Annotated in this window: 21 protein-coding genes; 6 read left to right on the top strand and 15 right to left on the bottom strand. The window is 62.3% G+C overall.

Annotated elements, in window-relative coordinates; genetic code table 11:
* Nucleotides 1–189 precede the first annotated feature (189 nt).
* Together MTP16_RS07735 and MTP16_RS07730 are read left to right on the top strand one after the other, a co-directional pair.
* A complete protein-coding gene (locus MTP16_RS07735) occupies nucleotides 190–414 on the top strand; it encodes a DUF433 domain-containing protein (RefSeq protein WP_243517745.1) in 225 nt (74 codons plus the stop codon).
* On the top strand, nucleotides 411–755 hold the full coding sequence (locus tag MTP16_RS07730) for a DUF5615 family PIN-like protein (protein WP_243517743.1): 345 nt from the start codon (nucleotides 411–413) through the stop codon (nucleotides 753–755). The genes MTP16_RS07735 and MTP16_RS07730 overlap by 4 nt, the downstream gene beginning before the upstream one ends.
* Nucleotides 756–809: 54 nt before the next feature.
* On the opposite strand, the gene MTP16_RS07725 is transcribed toward MTP16_RS07730, so the two are convergent.
* The 8 genes from MTP16_RS07725 to MTP16_RS07690 form a co-directional block, all read right to left on the bottom strand.
* Nucleotides 810–1,160, bottom strand: a complete 351-nt coding sequence (locus tag MTP16_RS07725) for a YbbC/YhhH family protein (protein ID WP_243517741.1) — start codon at nucleotides 1,158–1,160, stop codon at nucleotides 810–812.
* 141 nt (nucleotides 1,161–1,301) lie between these two features.
* The gene (locus MTP16_RS07720; protein WP_243517739.1) at nucleotides 1,302–1,613 is read right to left on the bottom strand and encodes a hypothetical protein; all 312 of its coding nucleotides are present in this window, start codon (nucleotides 1,611–1,613) and stop codon (nucleotides 1,302–1,304) included.
* A gap of 242 nt (nucleotides 1,614–1,855) precedes the next feature.
* Nucleotides 1,856–2,191, bottom strand: a complete 336-nt coding sequence (locus tag MTP16_RS07715) for a hypothetical protein (RefSeq protein ID WP_243517737.1) — start codon at nucleotides 2,189–2,191, stop codon at nucleotides 1,856–1,858.
* 142 nt (nucleotides 2,192–2,333) lie between these two features.
* The gene (locus MTP16_RS07710; protein WP_243517735.1) at nucleotides 2,334–2,792 is read right to left on the bottom strand and encodes an SUKH-3 domain-containing protein; all 459 of its coding nucleotides are present in this window, start codon (nucleotides 2,790–2,792) and stop codon (nucleotides 2,334–2,336) included.
* Nucleotides 2,793–2,943: 151 nt separating this feature from the next.
* Nucleotides 2,944–3,303 (bottom strand): YbbC/YhhH family protein, encoded by a 360-nt coding sequence (locus tag MTP16_RS07705; protein ID WP_243517733.1) that lies wholly within the window; start codon nucleotides 3,301–3,303, stop codon nucleotides 2,944–2,946.
* 58 nt (nucleotides 3,304–3,361) lie between these two features.
* Nucleotides 3,362–4,108 carry an abortive infection family protein gene (locus MTP16_RS07700; RefSeq protein WP_243517731.1) on the bottom strand — a complete coding sequence of 249 codons (747 nt, stop codon included), beginning with the start codon at nucleotides 4,106–4,108 and terminating at the stop codon, nucleotides 3,362–3,364.
* 64 nt (nucleotides 4,109–4,172) lie between these two features.
* Entirely contained in the window at nucleotides 4,173–6,554 is a 2,382-nt protein-coding gene (locus MTP16_RS07695) for a ribonucleoside-diphosphate reductase subunit alpha (protein WP_243517729.1), read from the bottom strand.
* 327 nt (nucleotides 6,555–6,881) lie between these two features.
* Nucleotides 6,882–7,859, bottom strand: a complete 978-nt coding sequence (locus MTP16_RS07690) for a hypothetical protein (protein ID WP_243517727.1) — start codon at nucleotides 7,857–7,859, stop codon at nucleotides 6,882–6,884.
* 283 nt (nucleotides 7,860–8,142) lie between these two features.
* Between MTP16_RS07690 and MTP16_RS07685 the strand changes: the two genes are divergently transcribed.
* Nucleotides 8,143–8,850, top strand: coding sequence for a membrane-associated protein (locus tag MTP16_RS07685; protein ID WP_243517725.1), 708 nt, complete (start codon nucleotides 8,143–8,145; stop codon nucleotides 8,848–8,850).
* Between the two features lie 86 nt (nucleotides 8,851–8,936).
* On the opposite strand, the gene MTP16_RS07680 is transcribed toward MTP16_RS07685, so the two are convergent.
* Together MTP16_RS07680 and MTP16_RS07675 are read right to left on the bottom strand one after the other, a co-directional pair.
* A complete protein-coding gene (locus MTP16_RS07680) occupies nucleotides 8,937–9,530 on the bottom strand; it encodes a YceI family protein (RefSeq protein ID WP_243517723.1) in 594 nt (197 codons plus the stop codon).
* Between the two features lie 353 nt (nucleotides 9,531–9,883).
* Nucleotides 9,884–10,843 carry a ribonucleoside-diphosphate reductase small subunit gene (locus MTP16_RS07675; RefSeq protein ID WP_243517720.1) on the bottom strand — a complete coding sequence of 320 codons (960 nt, stop codon included), beginning with the start codon at nucleotides 10,841–10,843 and terminating at the stop codon, nucleotides 9,884–9,886.
* Nucleotides 10,844–11,353: 510 nt separating this feature from the next.
* Between MTP16_RS07675 and rplU the strand changes: the two genes are divergently transcribed.
* Together rplU and rpmA are read left to right on the top strand one after the other, a co-directional pair.
* Nucleotides 11,354–11,659: a 50S ribosomal protein L21 gene (gene rplU / locus MTP16_RS07670; protein ID WP_243517717.1), complete on the top strand. Its 306-nt coding sequence runs from the start codon at nucleotides 11,354–11,356 to the stop codon at nucleotides 11,657–11,659.
* A gap of 81 nt (nucleotides 11,660–11,740) precedes the next feature.
* Nucleotides 11,741–12,016 carry a 50S ribosomal protein L27 gene (rpmA, locus tag MTP16_RS07665; protein WP_196287051.1) on the top strand — a complete coding sequence of 92 codons (276 nt, stop codon included), beginning with the start codon at nucleotides 11,741–11,743 and terminating at the stop codon, nucleotides 12,014–12,016.
* Nucleotides 12,017–12,027: 11 nt separating this feature from the next.
* On the opposite strand, the gene MTP16_RS07660 is transcribed toward rpmA, so the two are convergent.
* The 5 genes from MTP16_RS07660 to hemW all read right to left on the bottom strand — a co-directional run bounded on the left by MTP16_RS07660 (nucleotide 12,028) and on the right by hemW (nucleotide 16,049).
* Nucleotides 12,028–12,645 carry a hypothetical protein gene (locus MTP16_RS07660; RefSeq protein WP_243517714.1) on the bottom strand — a complete coding sequence of 206 codons (618 nt, stop codon included), beginning with the start codon at nucleotides 12,643–12,645 and terminating at the stop codon, nucleotides 12,028–12,030.
* Between the two features lie 318 nt (nucleotides 12,646–12,963).
* A complete protein-coding gene (locus MTP16_RS07655) occupies nucleotides 12,964–13,743 on the bottom strand; it encodes a cyclase family protein (protein ID WP_243517710.1) in 780 nt (259 codons plus the stop codon).
* A 27-nt stretch (nucleotides 13,744–13,770) separates the two neighbouring features.
* A complete protein-coding gene (locus tag MTP16_RS07650) occupies nucleotides 13,771–14,478 on the bottom strand; it encodes an alpha/beta hydrolase (RefSeq protein ID WP_243517707.1) in 708 nt (235 codons plus the stop codon).
* A gap of 3 nt (nucleotides 14,479–14,481) precedes the next feature.
* The gene (locus MTP16_RS07645; protein WP_243517705.1) at nucleotides 14,482–14,904 is read right to left on the bottom strand and encodes a hypothetical protein; all 423 of its coding nucleotides are present in this window, start codon (nucleotides 14,902–14,904) and stop codon (nucleotides 14,482–14,484) included.
* Nucleotides 14,901–16,049: a radical SAM family heme chaperone HemW gene (gene hemW, locus MTP16_RS07640; protein ID WP_243517703.1), complete on the bottom strand. Its 1,149-nt coding sequence runs from the start codon at nucleotides 16,047–16,049 to the stop codon at nucleotides 14,901–14,903. Before hemW ends, MTP16_RS07645 begins: the two co-directional genes overlap by 4 nt.
* A 389-nt stretch (nucleotides 16,050–16,438) precedes the next feature.
* Between hemW and MTP16_RS07635 the strand changes: the two genes are divergently transcribed.
* The gene (locus MTP16_RS07635) at nucleotides 16,439–24,640 is read left to right on the top strand and encodes an FG-GAP-like repeat-containing protein (protein WP_243517700.1); all 8,202 of its coding nucleotides are present in this window, start codon (nucleotides 16,439–16,441) and stop codon (nucleotides 24,638–24,640) included.
* The last annotated feature ends 18 nt before the right edge of the window (nucleotides 24,641–24,658 follow it).

Below are 24,658 nucleotides of genomic sequence, written 5' to 3'. Positions count from 1 at the left end.
CAGCGGCTGAACGATGCTTAGTGTTTCTTGCAATGCTGCACGCGCTTCCCCCAAAACCAAACTAGCCGCTCCCGGGGCGGCAGCGGCTGAACCATGCTTCGTGTTTCTACCTAACGGCGCGCTTCCTCAAAACCAAGCCAGCCGCCCCCGGCGCGCAGCGGCTGAATGAAACACTAGTATCTTCACCACATGGAATCCTTGCAGCATCGCATCACCACCAACCCGCGTCAGTGCGGCGGCCGCCCCTGCATTCGCGGCATGCGCATCCGCGTGGCCGACGTGCTCCAGCTCTTCGCCGCCGGCCTCACCGCCGAGCAGATTCTGGGCGAGATGCCCGACCTCGAAGCCCTCGACCTGCAAGCCGCCCTGCAATACGCCGCCCGCCAGATTGACCACCCGCGCCTGGCCGCATGACCATCTGGATTGACGCGCACCTCTCGCCGCTCATCGCGGCCTGGATAAAGTGGAAGTTCCCCGTGGAGGCCGTTGCCCTCCGCACGCTGGGCCTGCGCGATGCCGAAGACGAAGAAATATTCCGGGCTGCCAAAGCCGCTGGGGCCGTCGTGCTCACCAAAGACGCCGACTTCCGGCAATTACTCGACCGTTTCGGCCCGCCGCCGCAGATTATCTGGCTCACCTGTGGCAACACGTCCAACGAGCGGCTGCAAGAAGTGCTGCTGGCTACCCTGCCCGCCGCGATAGAATTACTGGAAGCTGGGGAGCCCTTTGTGGAAATCGGCAACGTGCTGCCTTAGCGGCCCCACGCCCCCACCCGCCCCCGGCGCCGCAGCGGCTGAATGATGCGTCAGTTATTTCCCATGAGTAACCTCCAGAATCCGGCCGTCGCGCTTGCTGATTTCGATGTACGCCACGCCGCCGTCCATGTCTTTGGGCAAGGAGCCTTCCACTACCCACACGCCTTTGCTGTTTAGCGTAGCCTGATACGGTTTTTCACTCAGGACTTTCTTGCCGTAGATGGGCAGCCAGACGGCTTCGGCGATGCGCTTGGCAGTAGCCGCATTGGGCACGAACCCGCCACTCGGCATGAAACTCGGCGATGATGCGAGCTCTTGCGGCTCTGCTTTTGGGGTTTGAGCCTTGGCGCTGCTGGCTAATGACAGCAAGCCCACAACGAGCGAAAGAAAAACCTGATGCTTCATATTGCAAGCTACGCCCCCCACCCGCCCCCGGCGCCGCAGCGGCTGAACGATGCTTAGCGTTTCTCGCCATTCCGCGTGAGCGTCCCCAACACCACCCCACCCGCCCCCGGCGCCGCAGCGGCTGGGGGAAGCTCCCTAATGTCAGGGCTTGACAAAGATGTAGCTCACCTTTTCGTATTGAGAACTTGCCGACTCGCTCACGGCCGTACTCTGCAACGCAAACCCCTCGCCGTACAGACTAGTCAGCACAGCATGAAACCGCTCCGCGTTAGCTTGGCTATTTTTTGGGGTGTCTTTTAAGAGTTCAATGGTTTCCGTTTTGCCTGCACCTCGCGTAACGGTGATAGAGGCATCGAAACGATGATATTCTACCAACACTACACTCGGCGGGGCGGCAAAGGCCGTCAATGAAACAACCACCGTAAAAACGGCACTCAGCAGAAACGTACGCATCGGGAAGGGGCTAAAAGGTGCAAAACCCAAAGATACCCACGCCCCCACCCGCCCCCGGCGCGCCAGCGGCTGGGCGATGCTTAGTGTCTCTACCTAACGGCGCATGAGTTCCCCCAAAACCACCCCAGCCGCCCCCAGCGCCCCAGCGGCTGAACGATGCTTCGTGTTTCTCGCAACGCCGCGCGAGCTACCCCAAAACCAACCCAGCCGCTCCCGGGACGGAAGCGGCTTCGCGATACTAGCTAACGTCTATATAACCGCCATATACTTGTTCCGCTATTACCTATTAAAACTAGGCTGTCACGCGTCAGCTTTTTGATGCGATAAACATCAGGACCATCTTGTGCAAAGATGGTTAGTTTGGTCGGCGTAAAAGTGTATTTGAGCCAAGTATCTAGAAACTCACCATACATAAGGCGATTCCCTTTGACCCACATTGCCGCATTGTCCTCCTTTTTCTGTGCCCATATGCCTTGCAGCAACACTGCCGCAGATGCTGGCTTGCGGTGCTTTGGCGCTTGAGCCATGCAACTGCTAATACATACCCAAATCAGTAAAATCGTCAGCATTCGTTTCATAGAGGAAAATTACAACCGCTTCCCCTACCCCAGCCGCCCCCGGCGCCCCCGCGGCTGAACGATGCTTAGTGTTTCTCGCAATGCCGCGCGAGCTTCCCCAAACCCAAACCAGCCGCTCCCGGGGCGCAGCGGCTTAGTGATACTACTCCGGTATCTCCTGTATGCGCGCCCGCTGATTCGAGCAAATGACCTCAATAGCTTCGGCACCGCTGTTGCCGATGAGGCATAAGAAGTCATCAAAGCCGCCGTACACGCGGCCCGCCTCGTCCATGAACAGCAGCATGTGGTTGCTGTAAGCTTGGCCAATGGCACAGAACTTCGTCTGGCCGATTCGGCGGGTATAATCTTCCGTCACCCAACGCGAATCAAATCCAGAACTGGCGTTACACGCATCTAGGTCGATGGTATCGGGGCCACCGTCTTCCCGCTTAAATCTTATCAGGAGGTCGCCGAACTCAGCCAGAAAATCAGCTACTGCGGGAAACCACTCATAGCCCTCACCGCTCAGAAAAGCGCGATACTTGACGGTCCATACCTTTCGCTCAACCTTCCAGCCGGCTTGGGTCAGATATGCAAGCGTGGAAGGTGAGAAGTTATACATACCCGAAACTTACGAATGGCTAACACCACCCCGCCCGCCCCCGGCGCCCCAGCGGCCGAACGATGCTTAGTGTTTCTACCTAACGGCGCGTGGGTTTCCCCAAAACCAACCCAGCCGCTCCCGGGGCGGCAGCGGCGGAGTGATGCTACAGTTACTTCCCGTGAATCACTTTTAAGATTCGACCGTCCCGTTTATTGATTTCTATGTAAGCGGTTCCACCGAGGGCATACTGCTTGGGCAAGGAGCCCTGTACAACCCATACTTCGTTGTTCGTTAGCACAGCGCGGAACGGTTTCTCTTCCTCAATGTGCTCTTGCCCATAGATGGGCGCCCATACCGCTTCGGCTATCTTTTTTGCCACATCAGCGGTGGGCACGAATCCAGCATTGGGGTCATAGGCAGGTTTCGACGCTTGATTCTCTTCCCGTGGTCCTGCGTTACAGCCGGCTATCAGTAAAGCCGACACAAGTTGCCACCCAGCCACCTTGCGAATATTCGTGAACAAATCCATACCGCAAGCTACCCAAAAACAAACCAGCCGCTTCTGGAATAGAAGCGGCTGGAGAAACTTAGTTGCTTGTGCTATTCAAAGAGGTTTCGTGATGAGCCTGTATCAAATAGCTTGCGAATGTGCCAGCTAAGTTGACTGCTAACTCAGCATGTCTAACCAGTGGCTTGTAACCGCCTCCTGGCTTGCCATGAGCATCTCCTAAAGCATTTCGGAGAGTAGCGAATCCATGAATTGCGCTCTGCAAACCGCCAAGAATCTGCTTAAAAATAGCCTCGTCGTGCTGCTCAGCACTCATGTTTAAGCATTGGGCAGTTAGTTTAAAGAGTTTCGGAAGCGACAATTCATCTTCAAAAGCAACATTTCTCTCGGTGAGAATTTGCTTACAAACTGATTCGGCTAAAGACCGAGCAGCAGTTATAGCACCATCAGGGTCTGCCTCTCGACGCTCCAAAGCTTTTTCCCAGAAATGAAGCACCGAGTCACAATCAAACTTGGTTACAGCATCTCCAATTATGTCGTCATGGAAGTAGGCACGTTCCCCTTCCAAGTACCTCATTAGCGGCTCAAATTCCTGACGGATATAATCACGTCTGTCAGCGTAAGTTTTGAACTTACACTTGATATAAGGCCAAAAATCGGCCAGCAGTCGACAAGATATTACGCACTCAGGGAGAAGCTTTCTTGTGAAAATATCACCCCAAAATTCACTTCTTAACTCAAGGTAAACTTCAGGGTCTTTGTCGATATTTTCTCCGGTTGCGTAACGCGTAAGGACCAAGCGAAGGTCTGTTGCCTTCTGAATCATTTGCTCTTGCATAATGATGCTTTTATTAAAAAGGCCGCTCTATTGAGCGGCCTTTTTAAATTCCTTACGACCCACACGCCTCGCAGGCGTCCGGGTTATCCAGGGAACAGGCCATGTCGGACTGGTTTTGCTCCACCAGGGCCAGGGGCTCCAGGGTTTCGGCGGCTTGCTTTTCCACCGTGAACTTGATGGCGTCGGCGGCGGCTTTGGTGCGCAGGTAGTACATGCCGGTTTTCAGGCCGCGCTTCCAGGCGTGGAAGTGCATGCTGGTGAGCTTGCCGAAGTTCACGTTTTGCACATGCAGGTTCAGGCTCTGGCTCTGGCAGATGTAGGCCCCGCGGTCGGCGGCCTGGTCGATGATGCGGCGCTGCGAAATCTCCCATACCGTCTTGTACAGGTCCTTGATGTGCTGCGGAATGCGGGCAATGCCCTGTACCGAGCCGTTGGCCGCGATGATTTCCTGCTTCATGGCGTCGTTCCACAGGCCCAGGGCCACCAGGTCCTTCAGCAGGTGCTTGTTCACCACCATAAACTCGCCGCTGAGCACGCGGCGCACGTAAATGTTGCTCGTGTAGGGCTCAAACGACTCGTTGTTGCCCAGAATCTGGGCGGTGCTGGCCGTGGGCATGGGCGCCACCAGCAACGAGTTGCGGGCCCCGTGCTTCACCACTTCGGCGCGCAGGCTCTCCCAGTCCCAGCGGCCCGAGTCGGGCGTCACGCCCCACAGGTCGAACTGGAACTTGCCCTCGCTCAGGGGCGAGCCGGGGAAGGTTTCGTAGTGCCCGTCCTTGATGGCGAGGTCCTTCGAGGCCGTCATGGCCGCGAAGTAGATGGTTTCGAAGATGTCCTTGTTCAGGCCCGAGGCTTCGTCGCTCTCGAAGGGCATGCGCAGGGCAATGAACGTATCGGCCAGGCCCTGCACGCCCAGCCCGATGGGCCGGTGGCGGAAGTTCGACTTCTGCGTTTCAGGCACCGGGTAGTAGTTCACGTCAATCACCTTGTTCAGGTTCAGGGTGGCCTGGTAGGTCACCTCGTACAGCTTCTGGTGGTCGAAGGTGGTGTTGCCCTGCGCGTCGGTCACCAGGTAGCGGGGCAGCGCCAGCGAGGCCAAGTTGCACACGGCAATTTCGTCGGCGTCGGTGTACTCAATAATCTCGGTGCACAGGTTCGAGCTCTTAATCGTGCCCAGGTTCTGCTGGTTCGATTTGCCGTTGGCCGCGTCCTTAAACAGCATGTAGGGCGTGCCCGTCTCCGTCTGGCTTTCCAGGATGGCAAACCACAGCTCCTGCGCCTTGATGGTGCGGCGGCCGCGGCCCTCGCGCTCGTACTTCATGTAGAGCTTCTCGAACTCCGGGCCCCAGGAGTTTTCCAGGCCGGGGCACTCGTGGGGGCACATCAGCGTCCAGTCGCCGTTTTCCTCCACGCGCTTCATGAACAAATCGGGCGTCCACAGCGCGTAAAACAAGTCGCGGGCGCGCATTTCCTCCTTGCCGTGGTTCTTCTTCAGGTCGAGGAACTCGAACACATCCGCGTGCCAGGGCTCCAGGTAAATGGCGAAGGCGCCCTTGCGCTTGCCGCCGCCCTGGTCCACGTAGCGGGCCGTGTCGTTGAACACCTTCAGCATGGGCACCAGCCCGTTCGAGTTGCCATTGGTCCCCTTGATGTAGGAGCCCGTGGCCCGCACATTGCTCACCGAAAGGCCGATGCCGCCGGCGCTCTGCGAAATCAGCGCGCAGTTCTTCAGCGTGTCGTAAATGCCGTCGATGGAGTCGTCCTTCATCGTCAGCAGGAAGCAGCTCGACATCTGCGGCTTCGGCGTACCCGCGTTGAACAGCGTGGGCGTGGCGTGCGTAAACCACCGCTCGCTCAGCAAGTTGTAGGTCTTGATAACCGAGTCAATGTCGTCCTTGTGGATGCCCACCGACACGCGCATCAGCATGTGCTGGGGCCGCTCCACCACCTTGCCCTCCAGGCGCAGCAGGTAGCTCCGCTCCAGCGTCTTAAAGCCGAAGAAGTCGTAGTTGTAGTCCCGGTCATAGATAATGGCCGAGTCCAGCGTAGCGGCATTCTTATGAATCACCTCCCACACGTCGGTGGCCAGCAGCGAAGCATTGTCGCCGTTCTTGGGGTCTTCATACGTATACAACCGCTTCATCGTGCTACTGAAGGACTTGGAAGTCACCTTGTGCAGGTTGCTCACCGCAATGCGGGCCGCCAGAATGGCGTAGTCGGGGTGGCGGGTGGTGAGCGAGGCGGCCGTCTCGGCGGCCAGGTTGTCCAGTTCCACGGTGCTCACGCCATCGTAGATGCCGTCAATCACCTTTTTGGCCACCTCGATGGGCGAGATGAAATCCTGATTCAAGCCGTAGCAAAGCTTCTCGATACGGGCCGTGACTTTGTCAAACTTCACGGATTCGCGGCGACCGTCGCGTTTAATTACTAGCATACCAGTGGTGTTTGGTTGGGGATTTTTGCTTATATACTGAAGGAGCCGACGCGGCACAGTACCGGCGGCAAGTCGTTGAGGCAGTTGTGAAAGAGCAGAACCGAAGGCTGGGGTAGCAGCGGTAGGTTCGATATTCAATCCCGGAAATTACCTCCTGTGTTTTCCAAGGACAAGGAAAAGTTCCGGAAGTTTTCCACACACCGCTTAAACGGCCGTGCCCGGCCACTTTTCAGTAGGCCCCTACTCATTCCGACAAGGAGGCTTAGGGTACCGCGGTTCAGGTCGCCCATTTCCGCGGCTGTCTTTACCCTGAACGAGTGGCTACACCTACTCTAATCGAGCAGTACTGTCTACTTCCGGAAAGTGAGTGCTGAATGTTCCCTTCGACTTTATCATCAGCTCCTGTTTTGCCAGTTCCTCCTGCACCCGGCGGCTCGCTTCCGGGTTGTTCCACTGCGGCTCCCAGAAGAAGTATCCTTCCCCGTTATAGGTTTGGTTGCAGGCGCAGTCGGCCTTGATGGATTGCCTCGGAAACAGCAGGTGGTAGAGTAGGGCCTGCTGCTTCAAGGAGCCCCGCAACGAGTCCTTCTCGACATTCAAATGAAATACGCTGAGTGGATTGCCCGCTAAGTTTTGGGCGTGATGAGCCCATAAGCAAAGGTTGACCAAAGGGTCGTGCAATGGTGGCCGCCAGCCATCAAGGATGAATTCGGGAAAGTTGTGGTATTTAAAATACGCCCCTGCCAAGCGTTCAGCTATGTAGTTACGCGGCACCACCCGGGCTAATGCAGCCGCTCGGCGCCGCTGGCTTGCCGGTAGGCTCGCTATGGCTGCTTCTACCTCCCGGTATTGCAACTCTGCCCAGAGTTGGATGGGCAACAAGGTCAACACGCCCACGCCGAAAACGACCTTGGCCCTGGGCAGCCGGCTCACTAGGGTTCGGTTCAAAGCCTGCACCGCAAACACCGCTGGCACCCACAGCAAAAGCGGAAACACCAGGAACGAGAACAGCAGCATACCTATCATCTGCACCGGGTCGATGAACAGCGCGCAATACACGCACACCGTGAAATGCACGCCCATCAGAAATAGCAGCAGATAGTTCAGCCCTGGCACGCGCTTCGCGAAAGGCCATAGCAGAAAAGCCGCCGTGCTGATTACCAATACCCACGCTGCCCATTCCACTGGCTGACAGAAGCCCTGGAACCAATACTCATTGGCCCAGTAGGCCGCCCCGGCCAGCACCATGTTGCAGTAAGGCATCAGCGGCCGCAGCCAATCCAAGAAGCGTCGAAACTTCGTCATAGCTCCCGCAACGGCGCGCCGCTTGCATTTCGTGTTCCCGCCGCTTACCAGCCCGTCGCTGCTGAAGCAGAAAAGTGCGTCTTGAAAGCATTTGCAAAATCTACTGACCCATCTTTTTTATATTGATAAACAATATCTTGCAGTAAATATCCCTAATTCATAAAGTCTCAAAAACATAAAAATGAGTTCGGTATTCGATGCGTGGCCCGCGTATTTCGCCTCAGCTTCCCAGCAAGCTCATTCGCAACCGCTGGTGCATTCGTTCACTTCACCGACCCTACTCATGCCTACTGCCTCCGCTTCCCGCCTGCCGCTTTGGCTCAAACTCGTGGTTACCGCTTTTGTCGGCGTGCTGGTGCCGGTGTACTACGTCAACTACGGCCCTACCAACTTCCTGTACTTCTGCGACGTGGCCCTGCTGCTCTGCCTCATCAGCCTCTGGACCGAGCACGCCCGGCCCGCATCAATGGCCGCCGTGGGCATCCTGCTGCCCCAGGTGCTGTGGTGCGCTGATTTTCTGGGCGAACTGTTCGGCGTGCACCTGGTGGGGCTCACGTCCTACATGTTCGACCCCAACCGCTCGTTGTTTCTGCGCGGGCTCTCTTTCTTCCACGGCTGGCTGCCCTTCCTGCTGCTGTTCCTGCTCCAGCGCCTGGGCTACGACCGCCGCGCCCTCTGGTCGTGGACGGCCCTGGGCTGGGGGCTGTGCCTAGTGGCCTTCTTCCTACTGCCCCCGGCCGGCGCCATCATGCCCGACCCCAAAATTCCCGTCAACATCAACTACGTGTTCGGTTTCGACGACGCTAAGGCCCAAACCTGGCTGCCCGCCCCGCTCTACCTACTGGGCTGGATGGCCACGCTGCTGCTCGTGGTGTACATGCCTACGCATCTGCTGCTGCGCAAGGTATTTGCGCCTGCCTTGGCAGTTCCAGCCGCACCGGCAGCTCCCGCCGCTGTTGCTACTCCGGCTCATACCCCGGCTTACCATTAGCCTGCAGCCGCTGGCCAGTGGCTATTCACCAGAAAGCCCGCCACTGCTAACGCAGGGCGGGCTTTTCTGTGCCGCGCAGTGCGGCGCTACTTGGCAATGCTGGCCGTGGCGGCCGTGGTGGGCTGGCAGGTCATTATCAAGCTTACATCGATGCTCTTGGCAATGTTGTTGCGCACCAAGGCGGGGATTTTAATCTTGTAGTCGGCCGGGGCCACGGCAAATTTTGAGGTCACTACCAGGTCGTTGTCGCGCAGGTGCAGGGTACCCGGCACCCGCACCTTGCGCTTCACCCCATGAATGGTGAGCACGCCTTGCACGTACACCGGCTGCGGGCCGCTGCGCAACGTCGCCTCGTCGGGCATGGTCACCAGCGCGCCCGTGAAGCGCGCCCGCGGGTACTTCTCGCTCTCGGCGTAGTTCTCGTTGAAGTGCTCCTGCATCAGCGTGTTCTTAAACTGGAAGTCGCGCATCAGCATGGAGAAAGCCAGCTGCCCGGTCGCCATCTCAAAAACGCCCGCCACCTTGGAGTTCAGCGCCTCAATGTCTTCGAGCGGCGCCGAGGAAAAGAATGTGATAATCCCGGTAGCCGAAGTGTAGCGCGGCAGCTTGGCCGCGGCGGACGCCGAGGGCACAGCAGCAGCCGGAGCCGTCTGGGCGTGAGCAGCAGGAACTGCCGCCAAAAGACTCGCTAAAAGAAGTAACCTGTATTTCATATTGGAAGAGAATAAGCAGCGAAGTTATTGACGAACTGCGCTCGAGCCAGCGGCTCGGTATCCTCCCAACTCGCTTTTTTTCGACATGTGGTTGCCTTAGCCCAACGGTTTTTTGCAGCAGGCAGCATCTGGCGGCACTAGTTTGCTCTCAGCTGGTAGTCGAGGCTGTATCATTTGGCGAAATTGGACAGTGGCCCTATCCAACTGGCATTGCGAATGCCTGCATTTAGCTACTGCCGACCTTGCCACCTTAAAAATGAAAAACCCCACGGCGTGAGCCGTAGGGTTTCTGCTAAGTCAGTACAAAAAGCTAGTGCCTCCTAGAAATCCTCGTCCAGCGAGAACACGTTGTCGTTGCGCTCGCTCATCACGCCGGCTTTCTGGTACTCGGCCACGCGCTTCTCGAAGAAGTTGGTTTTGCCCTGCACCGAAATCATCTCCATGAAATCGAAGGGGTTGGTGGCGTTGTAAATCTTGCCGCAGCCTAGGGCTACCAGCAGGCGGTCGGCCACAAACTCGATGTACTGCGACATCGACTTGGCGTTCATGCCGATGAGGCTCACTGGCAGCGCGTCGGTCACGAACTCCTGCTCAATGGTCACCGCGTCGCGGATGATGCCCTGTACCCGGGCCGGGTCGAGTTTGTTTTGCAGGTAGCTGTAGAGCAGGCAGGCGAAGTCGCAGTGCAGGCCTTCGTCGCGCGAAATCAGCTCGTTGGAGAACGTCAGGCCCGGCATCAGGCCGCGCTTCTTCAGCCAAAAGATGCTGCAGAACGAACCCGAGAAGAAGATGCCTTCTACGGCCGCGAAGGCGATGAGGCGCTCGGCAAAGTTCTCGGAGTTAATCCATTTCAGCGCCCACTCGCCCTTTTTCTGCACGGCGGGCACCGTTTCGAGGGCATTGAAGAGGTAGTCCTTTTCCTTGGGGTCTTTGATGTAGGTGTCAATCAGCAGCGAATACGTCTCGCTGTGAATGTTTTCCATCATAATCTGGAAGCCGTAGAAGCAGCGCGCCTCGGGCATCTGCACTTCCTGCATGAAGTTCACGGCCAGGTTCTCGTTCACAATGCCGTCGGAGGCCGCAAAGAAGGCCAGCACGTGCTTGATGAAGTGTTTCTCGTTGTCGTTGAGATTGTTCCAGTCTTTCTGGTCCTGCGAGAGGTCGATTTCTTCAGCGGTCCAGAACGAAGCCTGCGACTTCTTGTAGTACTGCCACACCTCATCGTTCTGGATGGGGAAGAGCACGAAGCGGTTGGGGTTTTCGGCAAGGAGCGGCTCCATAGTTTCTCGGGTCTTTGATGGCGGAATTCGGCGGGGAAAGTGGCAACTCAACCGTAGTTCTCGGGCAGATGTTTGGCTGAAGCGCGGGAAATGCGGTCGACCTTCCTGGTTCAAATATAGGCCCGCCCCCGAGGGGAACGGGCGCCCAACCCGGCTTTTTTCTTCGTTAATTTTTTGCTAAGTCCGGACTTTTTCCAAGCCGAGGCATTGCGGTTTTCCACAAGCTGGCCGCACCGTTCCTTCTCAAATTACCCTCAAAATCAGCCACTTTTTCCGGGGTTTTCCACATTTCGACTGTGGATAAGTGCACTTGTCCCCAAAACTGCTTATTGTACGTACGTACCCGTGCGTTTTTCTTCCAGCTGCTGTAACCCGGCTTGCGGGTACTTCAGTGGCCTTTTGCGGGCGCGGGCAGGGGCCAGCCAATGACGATTAACAACTTAGGTTTGGAATTGCCAAATCAAAGCCGTACTTTTGCCTTCCCATTTTAGAAAAAACCCGCGAAAGCTGATGTACGCAATTGTTAACATAGCTGGCCAGCAGACCAAGGTTGAGGCCAACAAATTCGTTTACGCTCACAAACTGGCCGGCAATGTTGGCGACACCGTAACGCTGGGCAACGCCCTGCTGACCGATGACAACGGCACCATCACCGTGGGCGCCCCCGAGTTGAACGTGGCCGTTACCGGCACCATCCTCGCCCACGTGAAGGGTGACAAAGTTCTCGTCTTCAAGAAGAAGCGCCGCAAGGGCTACCAGAAGATGAATGGCCACCGCCAGTCGTTCACCAAAGTAATGATTAACAGCATCGGTTAATTTCGACCGGTTGTTTGTTATCTAATTCTCTATTAAACCAGCCGCTGCCGGCCATTTGCCGGCAGCATTAGCTTCAATACCATGGCTCACAAGAAAGGTGTCGGCTCGTCCAACAACGGCCGCGAATCGCATTCCAAACGTCTCGGCATCAAGATTTTCGGGGGCCAGGCCCTCGTTGCCGGCAACATCATCGTGCGTCAGCGCGGCACCAAGCACCACGCCGGCGAGAACGTAGGCATGGGCAAGGACCACACGCTGTTCGCTCTCGTTGACGGCGAAGTGTCGTTCAAGAAAGGTCGCAAGGACCGTTCGTTCGTAACGGTTATCCCCCGCGAAGTCGTTTCGGTACCGGCTTAATTGCCAGCACGCTAGCATAGCAAAGGGCTGCTCCTACCGGGCAGCCCTTTCCGCGTTTTGCCTGGCTCAGAAGCCAACCGGCTTTGGTAGCCGCTGGTGGTTGACCAAGTACACCCGCAGGTTGACTGCGCGGCCACGCTCCAAGGTGGCGACATTTTGGCGTCGGTGGCGTAAGCGGGCGGCATCACGATGCCGAGGCCGGCATTGAGGTCGTAAAGCAGATGTCGGCCCGGGCCGCGGTGCTGGGTGCCACACAGTGCGAAGAGTGCCGGTGTGACGCGGCCGACGGTCAGATTGCGGCCGCGACGCCCGCCCCGGCCAGTTTGAGCTAGCTCGGCGTTGCTTTCCAACGCTAAGTAATTGCCCCAGGGCTCGGGGTGGCTCGGGGAATTGCCCGCAACGGGCTGGTTGAAATAATAGCGCGCCCCAAGCGCAAGGTCGGTGGAAGTGGTGGGCAGCTGGGTGCGGCGGCGACGGCCGCGGGGGCCACGCCCGGCCGACAGGTCGGACTCTAGCTGCGTGTAGAGCGCGAAGCGGGGGCTGAGGCGATACTCCAAGCCCACCGACGAGGGTAGCACCAGCTGCCAGCTTTGCTGGTCGGGCAGGTAGAAAAGGTGGTTAAGGCGCAAGCCACCCTTAAATAACAGACGCGGTGCGTGGGTCGGTGCCGACGGTGACACTTCCTGCGCCGGCTACGCGGCTGCGGTGGCCGCCAGACCGATGCCGAGCGTGAAAATCTTTAGCGTGCGGGCAGCCAACATAACAGCGAGGAACGAGCGAAGCTAAACAGTTGAAATGCAACAGTCAGCGCATGGCTTTCCATGTTACTTCCAACGAATAAGCAATCTAGCAAGCGGTTCCCGGAAAAGCTCGAACTGCCGGTTCAATAGCTGCGTGGGCCAAGTCGAACGCTCGAAAAACCCGCTAAATCAAAGCCAGAGCTGCTGTCAGGAAGCTGTAATGCCTATCAGTGCATAAAGCACGGGTTTGCTGGGGCTGGCGTCCAGTTCCAGGCTGGTAATCTGTAGGTTGAGCAGGTAGAGGCCGTCGGCCACCGCGTCGGGCACGAAAATCAGCTCGGTGATGGTAGCGGAGTAGCGCGGCTGTGCGGGGTACTGCCAGAAGGCGTGGTGGGCCAGCAGCTGGCCCGCGTCCTCCTCGCGGTCGACACTGGGCAGGTCGAGCAGGAAATGCTGGACGTTGTGCTCCACCAGCCACTCGGCCAGGGCGGGCTCGATGTAGGTAGGGTTGGTGCCGGAATACTGGCGGGTGCGCTTGGCCGGGTCGTTGGGCAGGGTGCGGAGCACGAGGGCTTCGGGAATGGCGCGGTCGGGTTGGTTGGCCAGAGCGGCTTGCAGGTCGGCCAGCATTACCACTAGGTCGCCGTTGGGCTGGGGGCGCGGGGCCACGCTCACCAGCCGGGCCACCCACAGGAAGCGGCGCAGGCACTGGTTGAGCGTCACGTCCGGGTCGGGCGAGATGTGGCCGTAGCACTCGGTGTGGGTGCCGTTGCCGTGGGGTGTGAGGTGCACACGCTGGTAGTTGGTGCTGCCGCCCTGCGCCACGCTGCCCACGAAGCTTCCCACCCGAATGGTATCAAACTGCACCGGCTCGGCCCAGAAGCAGTTCACCTGGCCCGGGCCGGGCGCCAGCGGCAGGGAAATGTCAATGGGCGCCGCGGGGTCGAAGCTGTAGGTGCGGCCGGCGTAGGGGTAATTGGGAAGCATAGTTGCGAAGTTGTTACCAGAAGACCATCACGCCGAGTGTAGCGAAGCATCTTTCCCGCTACGCTCGGCATGACGACCGTTTAAATTTTCAGCCAACTCATTCAAAATATGGCTGATTTCCGCAGCTTGGTTAATGATAATGAGGTGGCCACCGGGCAAGGCATGCTGGCTGAGCGCGGCCCCGGCGGGCAGCAACCGGTCGGTGGTGCCGTGGATGCGGACGATGGGAAGCCACGGTCGGCCCGGCCACTGCAGGAGCTGCGCAATGGCCCAGCGGGTGAAAGCGGGGTCCGTATCGCGCAGGATTTGCCGAAGCAGGCGGTATTCGCCGCCATTGCGGGCCCCAAAGAACCACTGCGCCACGCGGGGCAGCAGCGGCAGCAGCTGGGCAGGCACCAGCCGATGAAGGCCGGTGGTGCGGGCCAGCCGACCAACCCACGGCAATTCACGCGGGCTTACGAAGCTGGAAATGAGCACCACCCGGGCCAGGGGCCGCAAAGCCGCTACCTCCTGCGCCAGCACGCCGCCAAACGACACGCCCACTAGCCAGCAAGGCTGCCCCGTGGGCACGGCCGCCGCCAGCCGGGCCGCGTAGTGCGGCAACGGCTCGGCGGGCGTTTGAGGCGCCAGCCAGCGCAGCACGTGCACTTCGCCGCACAGCTGCAGAAACTGAAACACCCGCTCGTCGGCGCCGAGGCCGGGGATGAGGTAGAAGACGGGCGGCGCGGCCAGCATGGCTTAGGTATCGAGGCGCACGAACACGCCTTCGAGGTAGAAGATGTTGTGCGGCTGCGGGTCGTCGTCGTCCAGTTCGCCGTCCTCGGTAGCGGGGTAGGTTACCGACAGCTTGAGGGCCACGCTGGGCAGCGGCACGGGCGGTCGGTCGTCGGCATTGTATTCGAGCAGGGCGGGCCAGTCTTGGGCGGCCAGGGCATCGGCCACTTCCTCCTGCAGGGCGTCGGCGCGGTCGTGGGCCAGGGTCAGGAGCGTGTCGAGGGCCTTGAAAGGCAGGGCGAGGTGGAAGAAGTGGGTGTCGTTGTCGAATAACGTGGTGGCCCACACGGTCACATCGTCGGTATTATCGAACACGATGGCCACGATGTGAATCTGCTCCACGAAAAAGTCGGCGTCGTCGGCAATGCTGTCGCTCAGAAGTTTCATTCGGCTACGGCGGGGGGTTGAAACAGCTCCAGCGTGATGTGGTCGGCCAGGAGCTTGCCCGCGTCGGTCAAAGTAAGCACTTCGTTTCGGATGCGCGCCCAGCCGTTGGCCTGCAGCTCGGCCAGGTAGGCGGCGTGGGCGGCCTGCACATCGAAGCCGAGGTGGGTGCGCAGGTGGGCCAGGTCGCAGCCGCGGGCGGTGCGCAGGGTGGTGAGCAGGTACTCGTTGGCCCGGTCGGTGGCCGTGAGCCGGTCCAGCGTCACGGGCACTTCGCCGCGCTCCAGCACAGCCGCCACGTACTGCGGGTTGTTGGCGAGGGTGAACTGGCGGTTTTGGCCGTCGTAGCTGTGGGCGCTGGGCCCCAGGCCGAGGTAGGGCACCCCACGCCAGTAGTTGCCGTTGTGGCGGCTTTCGCGGCCGGGCTGGCAGAAGTTGCTGATTTCGTATTGCTCGTAGCCGTGGGCGCGCATGGCCGCCAGCAGCATTTCGAACTGCGTGGCCACGAACTCATCGGGCGCGGCCTTGAAGGTGCCCTTCTGCAGCCGGTGGCCGAAGGCGGTGCCCGGCTCCACCGTCAGGGCGTAGGCCGACACGTGCGGCACACCCAGCGCAAAGGCGTTGGCCAAATCAGCGTCCCAGATGTGGTGGCCCGGCGCGGGCACACCGTAAATCAGGTCGATGGAAATGTTCTCAAAGCCTGCGTCCTGGGCGCGGCGCACGGCCGTGGTCGACTCCTCGGCGGTGTGGGCGCGGTTCATCAGTCGCAGGTGCGGCTCGTAGAAGCTTTGCAGGCCAATGCTGAGCCGGTTGACGCCGGCCGCGGCCATTTCCTGCAGCTTGGCGGCGCTGAGGTCGTCGGGGTTGGCTTCGAGGGTAATCTCGGCCTGCGGAGCCACAGCGAATTGTCGGTAGATGGCCGTGAAAATCTGATCTAGCTCTTCGGCCGTGAGCAGGGAGGGAGTGCCGCCACCGAAGTAAATGGTTTCCAGCGTTGCCTGCGAGCCCAGGTAGTCGCGGCGCAGCTCCAGCTCCCGCACAATGGCTTCCACGAGGCGGCTTTTCAGCCCCAGCGAAGTGCTGAAGTGAAAGTCGCAGTAGTGGCAAGCTTGCTTGCAGAAGGGAATGTGAAGGTAGAGGCCGGCCATGGAGGTGCAAACGCAGGAAGGTGGCGCGCATGCGAAACCGCAGAACAAGCCCCCGGCGCCGGACGTGCCACCCGGCGCTGCAAAGATGGTAGGCAGGCCGCCAACGCCCGCCCGCGACATCTATGCGGCGTGTTGCAAAGACTGCGCAGAGGGGTTAAAACAGATAACTTAAGCAGCCCAGCCGTCGGCACTTGTCTGCGGCAATAGCAGCCGCTGTTGCATGCTGAAAATCACGGGTTTTTGTTGGTTATTTGTGCAATAAATTCGGCATCTATACTGCTGCCGTTTTCTAGCTAATTCCACCTCCAATCTACTCCTGCTTGGCTTCATACGCTACTCTCGTACCCTATTCCGGGCTTTGTTTTTCATTTTTTCGCTTTGGTCGTCGGTTGCGGCGGGCTGGACTGCTGGCTTTTGCCGGCCTGACCCTGGGTCATGCGGCGCAGGCCCAGGTAGGGGTAACCAGCCTACAGCCGGCGCGGCACGCGGTGGCCGCCCCTCGCAATAGCGCCGTGACGGTGGGCTTTTCGCAGGCCATCTCGGCCGCTTCGGCTTCCAATCTGCGGGTGTATAGCGCGCGGCTGCGGGGCAAGGTGCCGGGCTCCGTGACTGGGGGCGGCACGGCCACACTCGCCCTCACGCCCGCCCAGAATTTTGCGGCCGGCGACGTGGTGAGCGTGAGCCTGCCGGCCACCATGAGCAGCACGGGCGGCACGGCCCTCGCGCGGCATGTGTACCAGTTCACCACGGCCACGGGCGGCACGGGGCGGGGCTACTTCATGGATACCACCATTGTGGCCAATACCACCAACCGCGACCAGTTGCTGGGCGACCTCGACAACGACGGCGACCTGGACCTGGTGACAACCGGCGCGCTCTACGGCTGCCGCATTTTTCTCAACAACGGCAGCGGGCGCTACACCTTCAAAACCGGCCTGGTGGCGGGCCAAACCCCCAGCGGCACCGCCCTGGCCGACGTGGACCAGGACGGCGACCTCGACCTGCTGGTGGGCGACGCCGACAACAACAGCGTGGCCGTGTGCATCAACGACGGCCTGGCCAACTTCATTGGCTCGGTGACGGGTGCCCAGAACTCGCCGGTGGGCGTCCGGCCCGTGAGCATCGCGGTGGGCGACGTGGACGGCGACGGCGACCTGGACTTTGCCACGGCCAACGGCGGCGCCAGCTCCGTGAGCGTGCGTCTCAACAACGGCGCCCTGCCGCTGCTCTACACCGGCCTGGTGACGGTAGCCGTGGGCGTAAACCCCACTTCAGTGGCCCTGGGCGACGTGGACAACGACGGCGACCTCGACCTACTCACCACCAACGCCGGCACGGCCGCCAGCCCGCTGAGCACCGTGAGCGTGAGCCGCAACTCCGGCACGGGCTCGTTCGGCGCAGCCACGACCTTCACCGTGGGCGCGCAGCCTTCAGAGCTGGTGCTGGCCGACGTGGACGGCGACGGCGACCAGGACCTGCTAACCGCTAATGCCGGTGACGCCACCGTGAGCGTGCGCCTCAACAACGGCACGGCCACGTTTTCTGGCAGCACCACATTGGCCCTGCCTGCGGGCAGCACCCCAACGGGCCTGCGCGCGGGCGACGTGGACGCCGACGGCGACCTTGACCTGGTGGTGGCCCAGGGCGTGGGCGGCCGGGTATTCACGTTTCTGAACGCGGCGGGCACCTTCACGGTGCAGGCGCGGGCCCTGCGCCTGAGCCGCAGCCCCTCGCCTACTGCCACTTCCGTGGGCGTGACGCTGGGCGACGTGGACGCCGACGGCGACCTCGACGTGGTGACCTCGGACACCAATGGGCAGGTGATGCTGAGTTTGAACAGCGGCCCGCCCCCGCCCCTGCCCAGCCCCACCATTGCAGCCCTGACGCCTAACATAGGCCCGGTGGGCACGTCCGTTGTCATCACGGGCACGAACCTGACCGACGTGACGGCCGTGCGTTTTAATGGCACCACCGCACCGGGCTATGTGCTTAACGGCACGGGCACCAGCATCAGCGTGGCGGTACCGGCCGGCGCAGCCACTGGCGTGGTGACTGTGGCCACGGAGGACGCGGGCACGGCCACCTCAGCTGCGCCATTCACCGTGACGCTGCCTGTGCCGGTGCTGCTCACGGCCACCTCGCCGGCCCGCCACGCGGTAAGCGCGCCGCGCGGGGCCAACGTGTCGGCTACATTTTCGGTGGCCATCACGACGGCCACGGCGGGCAACCTGCGGGTGTTTGGCAACCAGCGGCGCGGCAACCGGCCCGGCGTGCTGACCGGGGGCGGCACCCCCACCCTCACCTTCGACCCCACCCAGGACTTTATGCCCGGCGAGGCCGTGAGCGTGAGCTTGCCCGCCAGCCTGCGCGCCGCCGACGGCAACCCTGCTGCCAGGCAGGTGCTACGGTTCACGGCCGCTGCTGGCGGCACCGGCCAGATGAATTTCGGCACGGCCACCGCCCTGGCCGCCACCAACCCCGGCGAGCCCGTGCTGGGCGACCTCGACAACGACGGCGACCTGGACTTGCTGCTTCCAAACCGTAACTCCGGCACCGTGACCCAACGCCTGAATAACGGCGCGGGCACCTTCACCGCCGGGCCGGACATTGCCACCGGCCTCTCCGGCGTGGCGAGCCTGACCCTGGCCGACCTCGACGCCGATGGCGACCTGGACGTGGTGGCCCTGCCCCGGGGGGCCGAAGACGTGCCACTGCTTTTCAACAACGGCAGCGGCACTTTCAGCAGGAGCACGGGCCCGAGCCTGGGCCAGGCCCTTGCGCAGATGGTGGCGGGCGACGTGGACGCCGACGGCGACCTGGATTTGATTTTTATGCCGGCGGCGAATCAGTCGACCTATGTGTACCTGAACAATGGCGTGGGCAGCTTTGCCTTTGGCTCTGCGCTTTATTTCAGCACGGGCTCGCGCTCCCTCACGCCCACCGGCCTGGCCCTGGGCGACCTGGATGCCGATGGCGACCTCGACCTGGTGGTGGGCGGCTACGTGCCCTATTACGGCATTTACACCGTTAACACGCACCTCAACGACGGGGCCGGGCAGTTCACGGCAGCGCAGCAGGTCAATGTTGTGGATGTGCCTTCGAGGCTCTCGCTGAATGACCTCGACAACGACGGCGACCTTGACCTCACGTATCAGACCACGCTGAATTACATTACCAAAACCAGCACCCAGCTCAACAACGGAACGGGCACGCTGGCCAGCGGCGGCGACGTGCTGCTGGGCGGCGTGGGCCAGCCCGTGCTGGCCGATGCCGACGCTGACGGCGACCTCGACCTGCTGAGCTACGACGGCATTGGCGTGAACAACGGAGCCGGGGGCTTCGCCGCCATTGTGCCCATTCCCACCACCTCCGTTTCGCCGGCCGGCATTGCCGTGGGCGATGTGGACGGCGACGGCGACCTCGACCTGGTGACCTCGCAGGAAAACAACGTGGTGAGCGTGCGGCTGAACCTGCCCCTGCCCGCCCCCACCGTGGTGGCTTTCTCGCCGGGCAGCGGAGCGGTGGGCACCAGCGTCATCATCACCGGCACCAACCTTATCGGGACCCGCGCGGTGGCCTTCAACGGGGTGGCCGCTACCGGCTTTGCCGTGAACTCGCGCACCGAACTGGTGGCGACCGTGCCCGCAGGCGCTACCACCGGCCCCGTGAGTGTGACCACGCCGGCCGGCACGGCCGCCTCGGCCACGTCCTTCACCGTGACGCAGCCCGTGGCCGTGCTCAGCGTGAGCCCGGTCCGCAACGCGGCCAGCGCGCCGCGCGCCACGGCAGTGGCCGTCACGTTTGCGCAGCCCATCAGCACGAGCAGCGCGGGCAACCTGCGGGTGTTCGGGGCCCGGGTGCGGGGCCAGCGGGCGGGCACGCTCACGGGCGGCGGCACCAGCACGCTCACCTTCGCGCCCACCCAGCCGTTTGCGCCGGGCGAGCTGGTGAGCGTGAGCCTGCCCAGCACGTTGGTGGGCCCCACCAGCACCCAGGTGGTGCGGCCCCACGTGTTTCAGTTCACGGCCGCGGCTGGGGGCACGGGCACGGGCGTGTTCAACACCACCGGAACGGCCAACATTCCAATCAATAGCCGCGCATCGGGCCTGACGATGGGCGACCTGAACAACGACGGCGCCATCGACGTGGTGGCTTCCGACGGCAGCATCCGCCTCAACGACGGCAGTGGGGCCTTCTCCGGCGGTTTGGCGGGGAGCCTGTACCTGCGCAACTACCCCTATGCCGTGGCGTTGGCCGATTTGGACGGCAACGGCACCCTCGACCTGGTGTCGGCACCGGGGGAAGTGCTGCTCAACGATGGAACCGCCACCTTCACGGCGGCCAACAACTTCGCCAACCTAGGGCCGGATACGCGCGACGTGGCCACCGGCGACTTCGACGGCGACGGCGACCTCGACGTGGTGGTGCCCAAGTACACGGCCGACAGCCTGCTTATTCGCTTCAACAACGGCAGCGCCGGCTTTCCCACCGTGCAGCGCGTGGGCGTGGGCGCCCGCCCCAAGGGCCTGGCCGTGGGCGATGTGGACAACGACGGTGACCTTGACCTGCTGGTGGCCTGCGAAGGCAACGGCAGTGGCACCAGTGTGGTGAGCATCTGCTTCAACAACGGCGGCGGGCTTTTCACCCGCGTGGTGGCGCTGCCAGCCAACGGGGCCACGGCAAACGTCACCAGCACCCGCCTCGCGCTGGGCGACCTCGACGGCGACGGTGCCCTTGACTTGGTGACCAACGCGGGCATTGTGCGCCTCAACAACGGCACCGGCACTTTCTCGGGCACCCAAGCCACTGCCACGGGCGCCAACCTCACGCTGGGCGACGTGGACGCCGATGGCGACCTCGACCTGCTCACCAGCAACGGCATCAGCGGCGCGGTGCTGTGCGTCAACAATGGCCAGGGGGTGCTCACCGCTACGCCCAGCGCCATCAGCGAGCCCAATAGCTGGGGCGGCGTGGCCCTGGCCGACATCGACGGCGACGGCGACTTGGACGCGCTGACCAACGCCTTTGGCGCCTACGTAGTGTACGTGCGCCTCAACCACCGGGTGGCCCCGCCGGTCATCAGCGGCTTTGCGCCGGGCATCGGCCTGCCGGGCGCCACGGTGGTACTCACGGGGGCCGATTTTATTGGCACCACCGCCGTTGCTTTCAACGGCACCGCCGCGCCCGGCTTTGTGGTGAATACTGCCGGCCAGCTCACCGTGAGCGTACCGGCCGGCGCTACTTCGGGCGTCATCACGGCTACCACGCCGGCGGGCACGGGCACGTCGGCCACCGCTTTCACGGTGCTGCGGCCCGTAGCGGTGACCAGCGTGAGCCCCGCCCGCAACGCGGTGGTGGGGCTGAGCACGCCCGTCAGCGCCACTTTCAGCCAAGCCATTCCGACCAACACGGCCGCCAACCTGACGGTGTTCAGCGCGCAGCGCGGCGGCCGGCGGGCGGGCACGCGCGCCGGCGCGGGCACCAGCACGCTCACCTTCACGCCCACGCAGGCCTTCGAGCCGGGCGAGCTGGTGAGCGTGAGCATCCCGGCCTATACCGACGCCAACCAGACGCGGGTGGTGAAGCAGGCCTACCAGTTCCGGGCGGCCGTGGGCGGCACCGGGCGCGGCTTCCTCGCGGCGCCCATTAACACCACGCTGAGCACCGCGGTGAGCACGCCGGCGAACGACCTTACGATGGGCGACGTGGACGGCGATGGTGCCCAGGACATGCTGGTGCACGACGGCAGCGCGGTGCAGGTGCAACGCAACACCGGCGCGGGCACTTTCACGGCGGCTGGCTCGGTGGCGGTGGCCGGCACCAGCGGCTCGCAGTTGGTGCTGGGCGATGTGGACGGCGACGGCGACCTCGACCTGGCTGCCATGAGCAGCCGCAGCAGCGTGGTGAGCATCCGGCTGAACAATGGCAGCGGGGTTTTCGGCGGCACGCAGGACGTGTCCGTGGGCGACGCCCCCCGCGCCGTGGCCCTAGCCGATATGGACGCCGACGGCGACCTCGACCTGGTGACTGGCAATCAGGGCTCCAGTTCCTGCACCACCAGCGTACGCTTCAACGACGGCAGCGGCAACTTTAGCGGCACCACCAACGAGCTTTTCAGCAACGGCACCAACACCAGCTTTTCCAACCTGCAAATTGGCGACGTAGACGCCGACGGCGACCTGGACCTGCTGGTGGGCAACGGCGGCGGGGTATTCATTTGCCTCAACAACGGCCAGGGCGGCCTGGCGGCCACGACGGCCGGCGTACCGCTCTCTAATGGGAGCGGCAATATCTTCCTGGGCGACCTGGACGCCGATGGCGACCTTGACCTGCTGGCCTCGACCCCCAGCAACGTGCAGGGCACGCCCTCCCGCGTGAAAGTGGCCCTGAACGACGGCCGCGGCAATTTTGCGGGCAATGAGTTTGCTCTGCCCAGCATCGGCGGCCTGATGCGCGTGGGCGACGTGGACGCCGACGGCGACTTCGACATCATCATGACCTACGTCACCGACCCCAGCGAGCTGTGGGTGAACAACGGCCGCGCCACCTTCACCCGCCAGATGGAATTGAGCCTAGGCTACGTCCCCGCCCAGATGGCGCTGAGCGACGTGGACGGCGACGGAGACCTCGACGTGGTGAGCTCCAACTATTACACCCCCACCGTGTACAGCGTGCGGCTGAACGGGCCGCCCTCGGCGCCAGTTATCAGCAGCTTCGCGCCCCCCGCCGGCCCCGAGGGCACGGCCGTGGTCATCACGGGTACGGGCTTTTTTGGCGCCACCGCCGTGCGCTTCAATGGCACCAACGCGCCGGGCTTCGTGGTAAACTCAACCACGCGGATTTCGGTGAATGTGCCGGTGGGCGCCACCACGGGCACCCTTTCCGTCACGACGCCGGTGGGCACGGCCACCTCCGTGGCCACCTTCACAGTGATTCCGCTGGCGGGCCCCACGGCGTATGTGCCGGCCCGCAACGCCCTGGCGGTGGCCCGCAACGCCACCGTGGGCCTTACGTTCCCGGCGGCCATGGGCACGGGCACGGCGGGCAACCTGCGCGTGTTTGGCAACCAGCTGCGGGGCCGGCGGCCGGGCGTGCTCACGGGCGGCGGCACCGCTTCGCTTAGTTTCGACCCTGACCAGGACTTTGCACCCGGCGAGCAAATCAGCGTGAGCTTGCCGGCCACCATGCAAACCACCACGGGCGGCATCGTGCGGAAGCAAGTGTACCAGTTCACGGCTGCCACGGGCGGGCCGGGCGGCGGCGCCTACCGGGCGGGCACCGATGTGCTGCTGGGTCAGTTTGCCACCGCCGTGGCCGTGGGCGACCTGGACAACGACGGCGACCTGGATATAATAACAGCGCCTTATAGCAGCGGGGCCAGCCTGACGGTGCAGCTCAACAACGGGCAGGCGCGCTTCAGCCAGGGCGTCGTTCTGCCGCCCTACGGGGCCACAGTGTCGGAAATAGTTCTGGCCGACGTGGACGGCGACGGCGACCTTGATATCCTGGCCTGCTACAGCTTCAACCTGGTGGTGTGCCTCAACAACGGCAACGCCACCTTCGCTCCGGCCGTGTTCACGACCGTGTCCGGCCAGCGGTTTGCCATGGGCGACATGGACGCCGACGGCGACCTGGACTTTGTCTCGACTACCTACCAAAGCAACGCGCTGTCCGTAGCGCTCAACGACGGCACGGGCCGCTTCACCACCCTGCCCTATCAAACCACGACCACGCCCCTGAACCTAGCGCTGGGCGACGTGGATGGCGACGGTGACCTCGACGTGGTGACGGCCAACGACACCAACGGGGCGCAGCTGTTTCTCAACAACGGCGCTGGCGTGCTGGCCAGTGGCCTCCCGTACGCCTTTACCGGCGAAACCCGCAGCGTGGCGCTGGCCGATGTGGACGCCAACGGCGACCTCGACCTGGCCGTGGGCTACAACGATACCAGCGGCAGCAACAGCAGCGGCTGGCTCGCGGTGCTGGCCAACAACGGCAGCGGCGTCTTCACGGCATCGGGCCAGCGCATGGCCTCGGGCGGCCGCTTCAGCCATTTGAAGCTGGGCGACGTAGACCACGACGGCGACCTCGACCTGCTGACGGCCAACGGCCTCACCGACAACGTCAGCATCCGGCTCAACAACGGCCAGGGCGGCTTTTCGGGCAACTTCAGCGTGGCCGTGCCCACCAACCCCTCGCAGCTGGTCCTGGGCGACCTCGACGGCGATGGCGACCTGGATTTTACCACCACCCAGTCCGTGAGCGGCACCAACTACGCCGCCATCCGCCTCAACGACGGCCAGTTGCTGGCCAGCCGGCCCGGGGCCGGCGCGGCCGGCCGCGCCACGCTCTACCCCAACCCGGCGCACGGCCAGTTCCGGGTGCTGGTGCCGGTGAAGCTGCGGGCCGGCGCCGGCACCGCACCGGCGCGCCTCTACAACGCGCTGGGCCAGGCGGTGCTGGAGCAGCCGTTCCGGCTTTCGGCAGCCGGCGAGCTGACGGTATCGGTAGCCCATTTGCCGGCGGGCATCTACACGCTGCACTTGCCGCTGACCGGCGAGGCGGGCATTTATAAAATTGTGCTTGAATAAGCCGGGAGCCGAAAGGCT

The sequence above is a fragment of the Hymenobacter monticola genome (assembly GCF_022811645.1).
Lineage (GTDB): Bacteria > Bacteroidota > Bacteroidia > Cytophagales > Hymenobacteraceae > Hymenobacter > Hymenobacter monticola.
The sequence above is the reverse complement of the archived record's forward strand: the minus strand, read 5'-3'. Positions and strand labels throughout refer to the sequence as shown.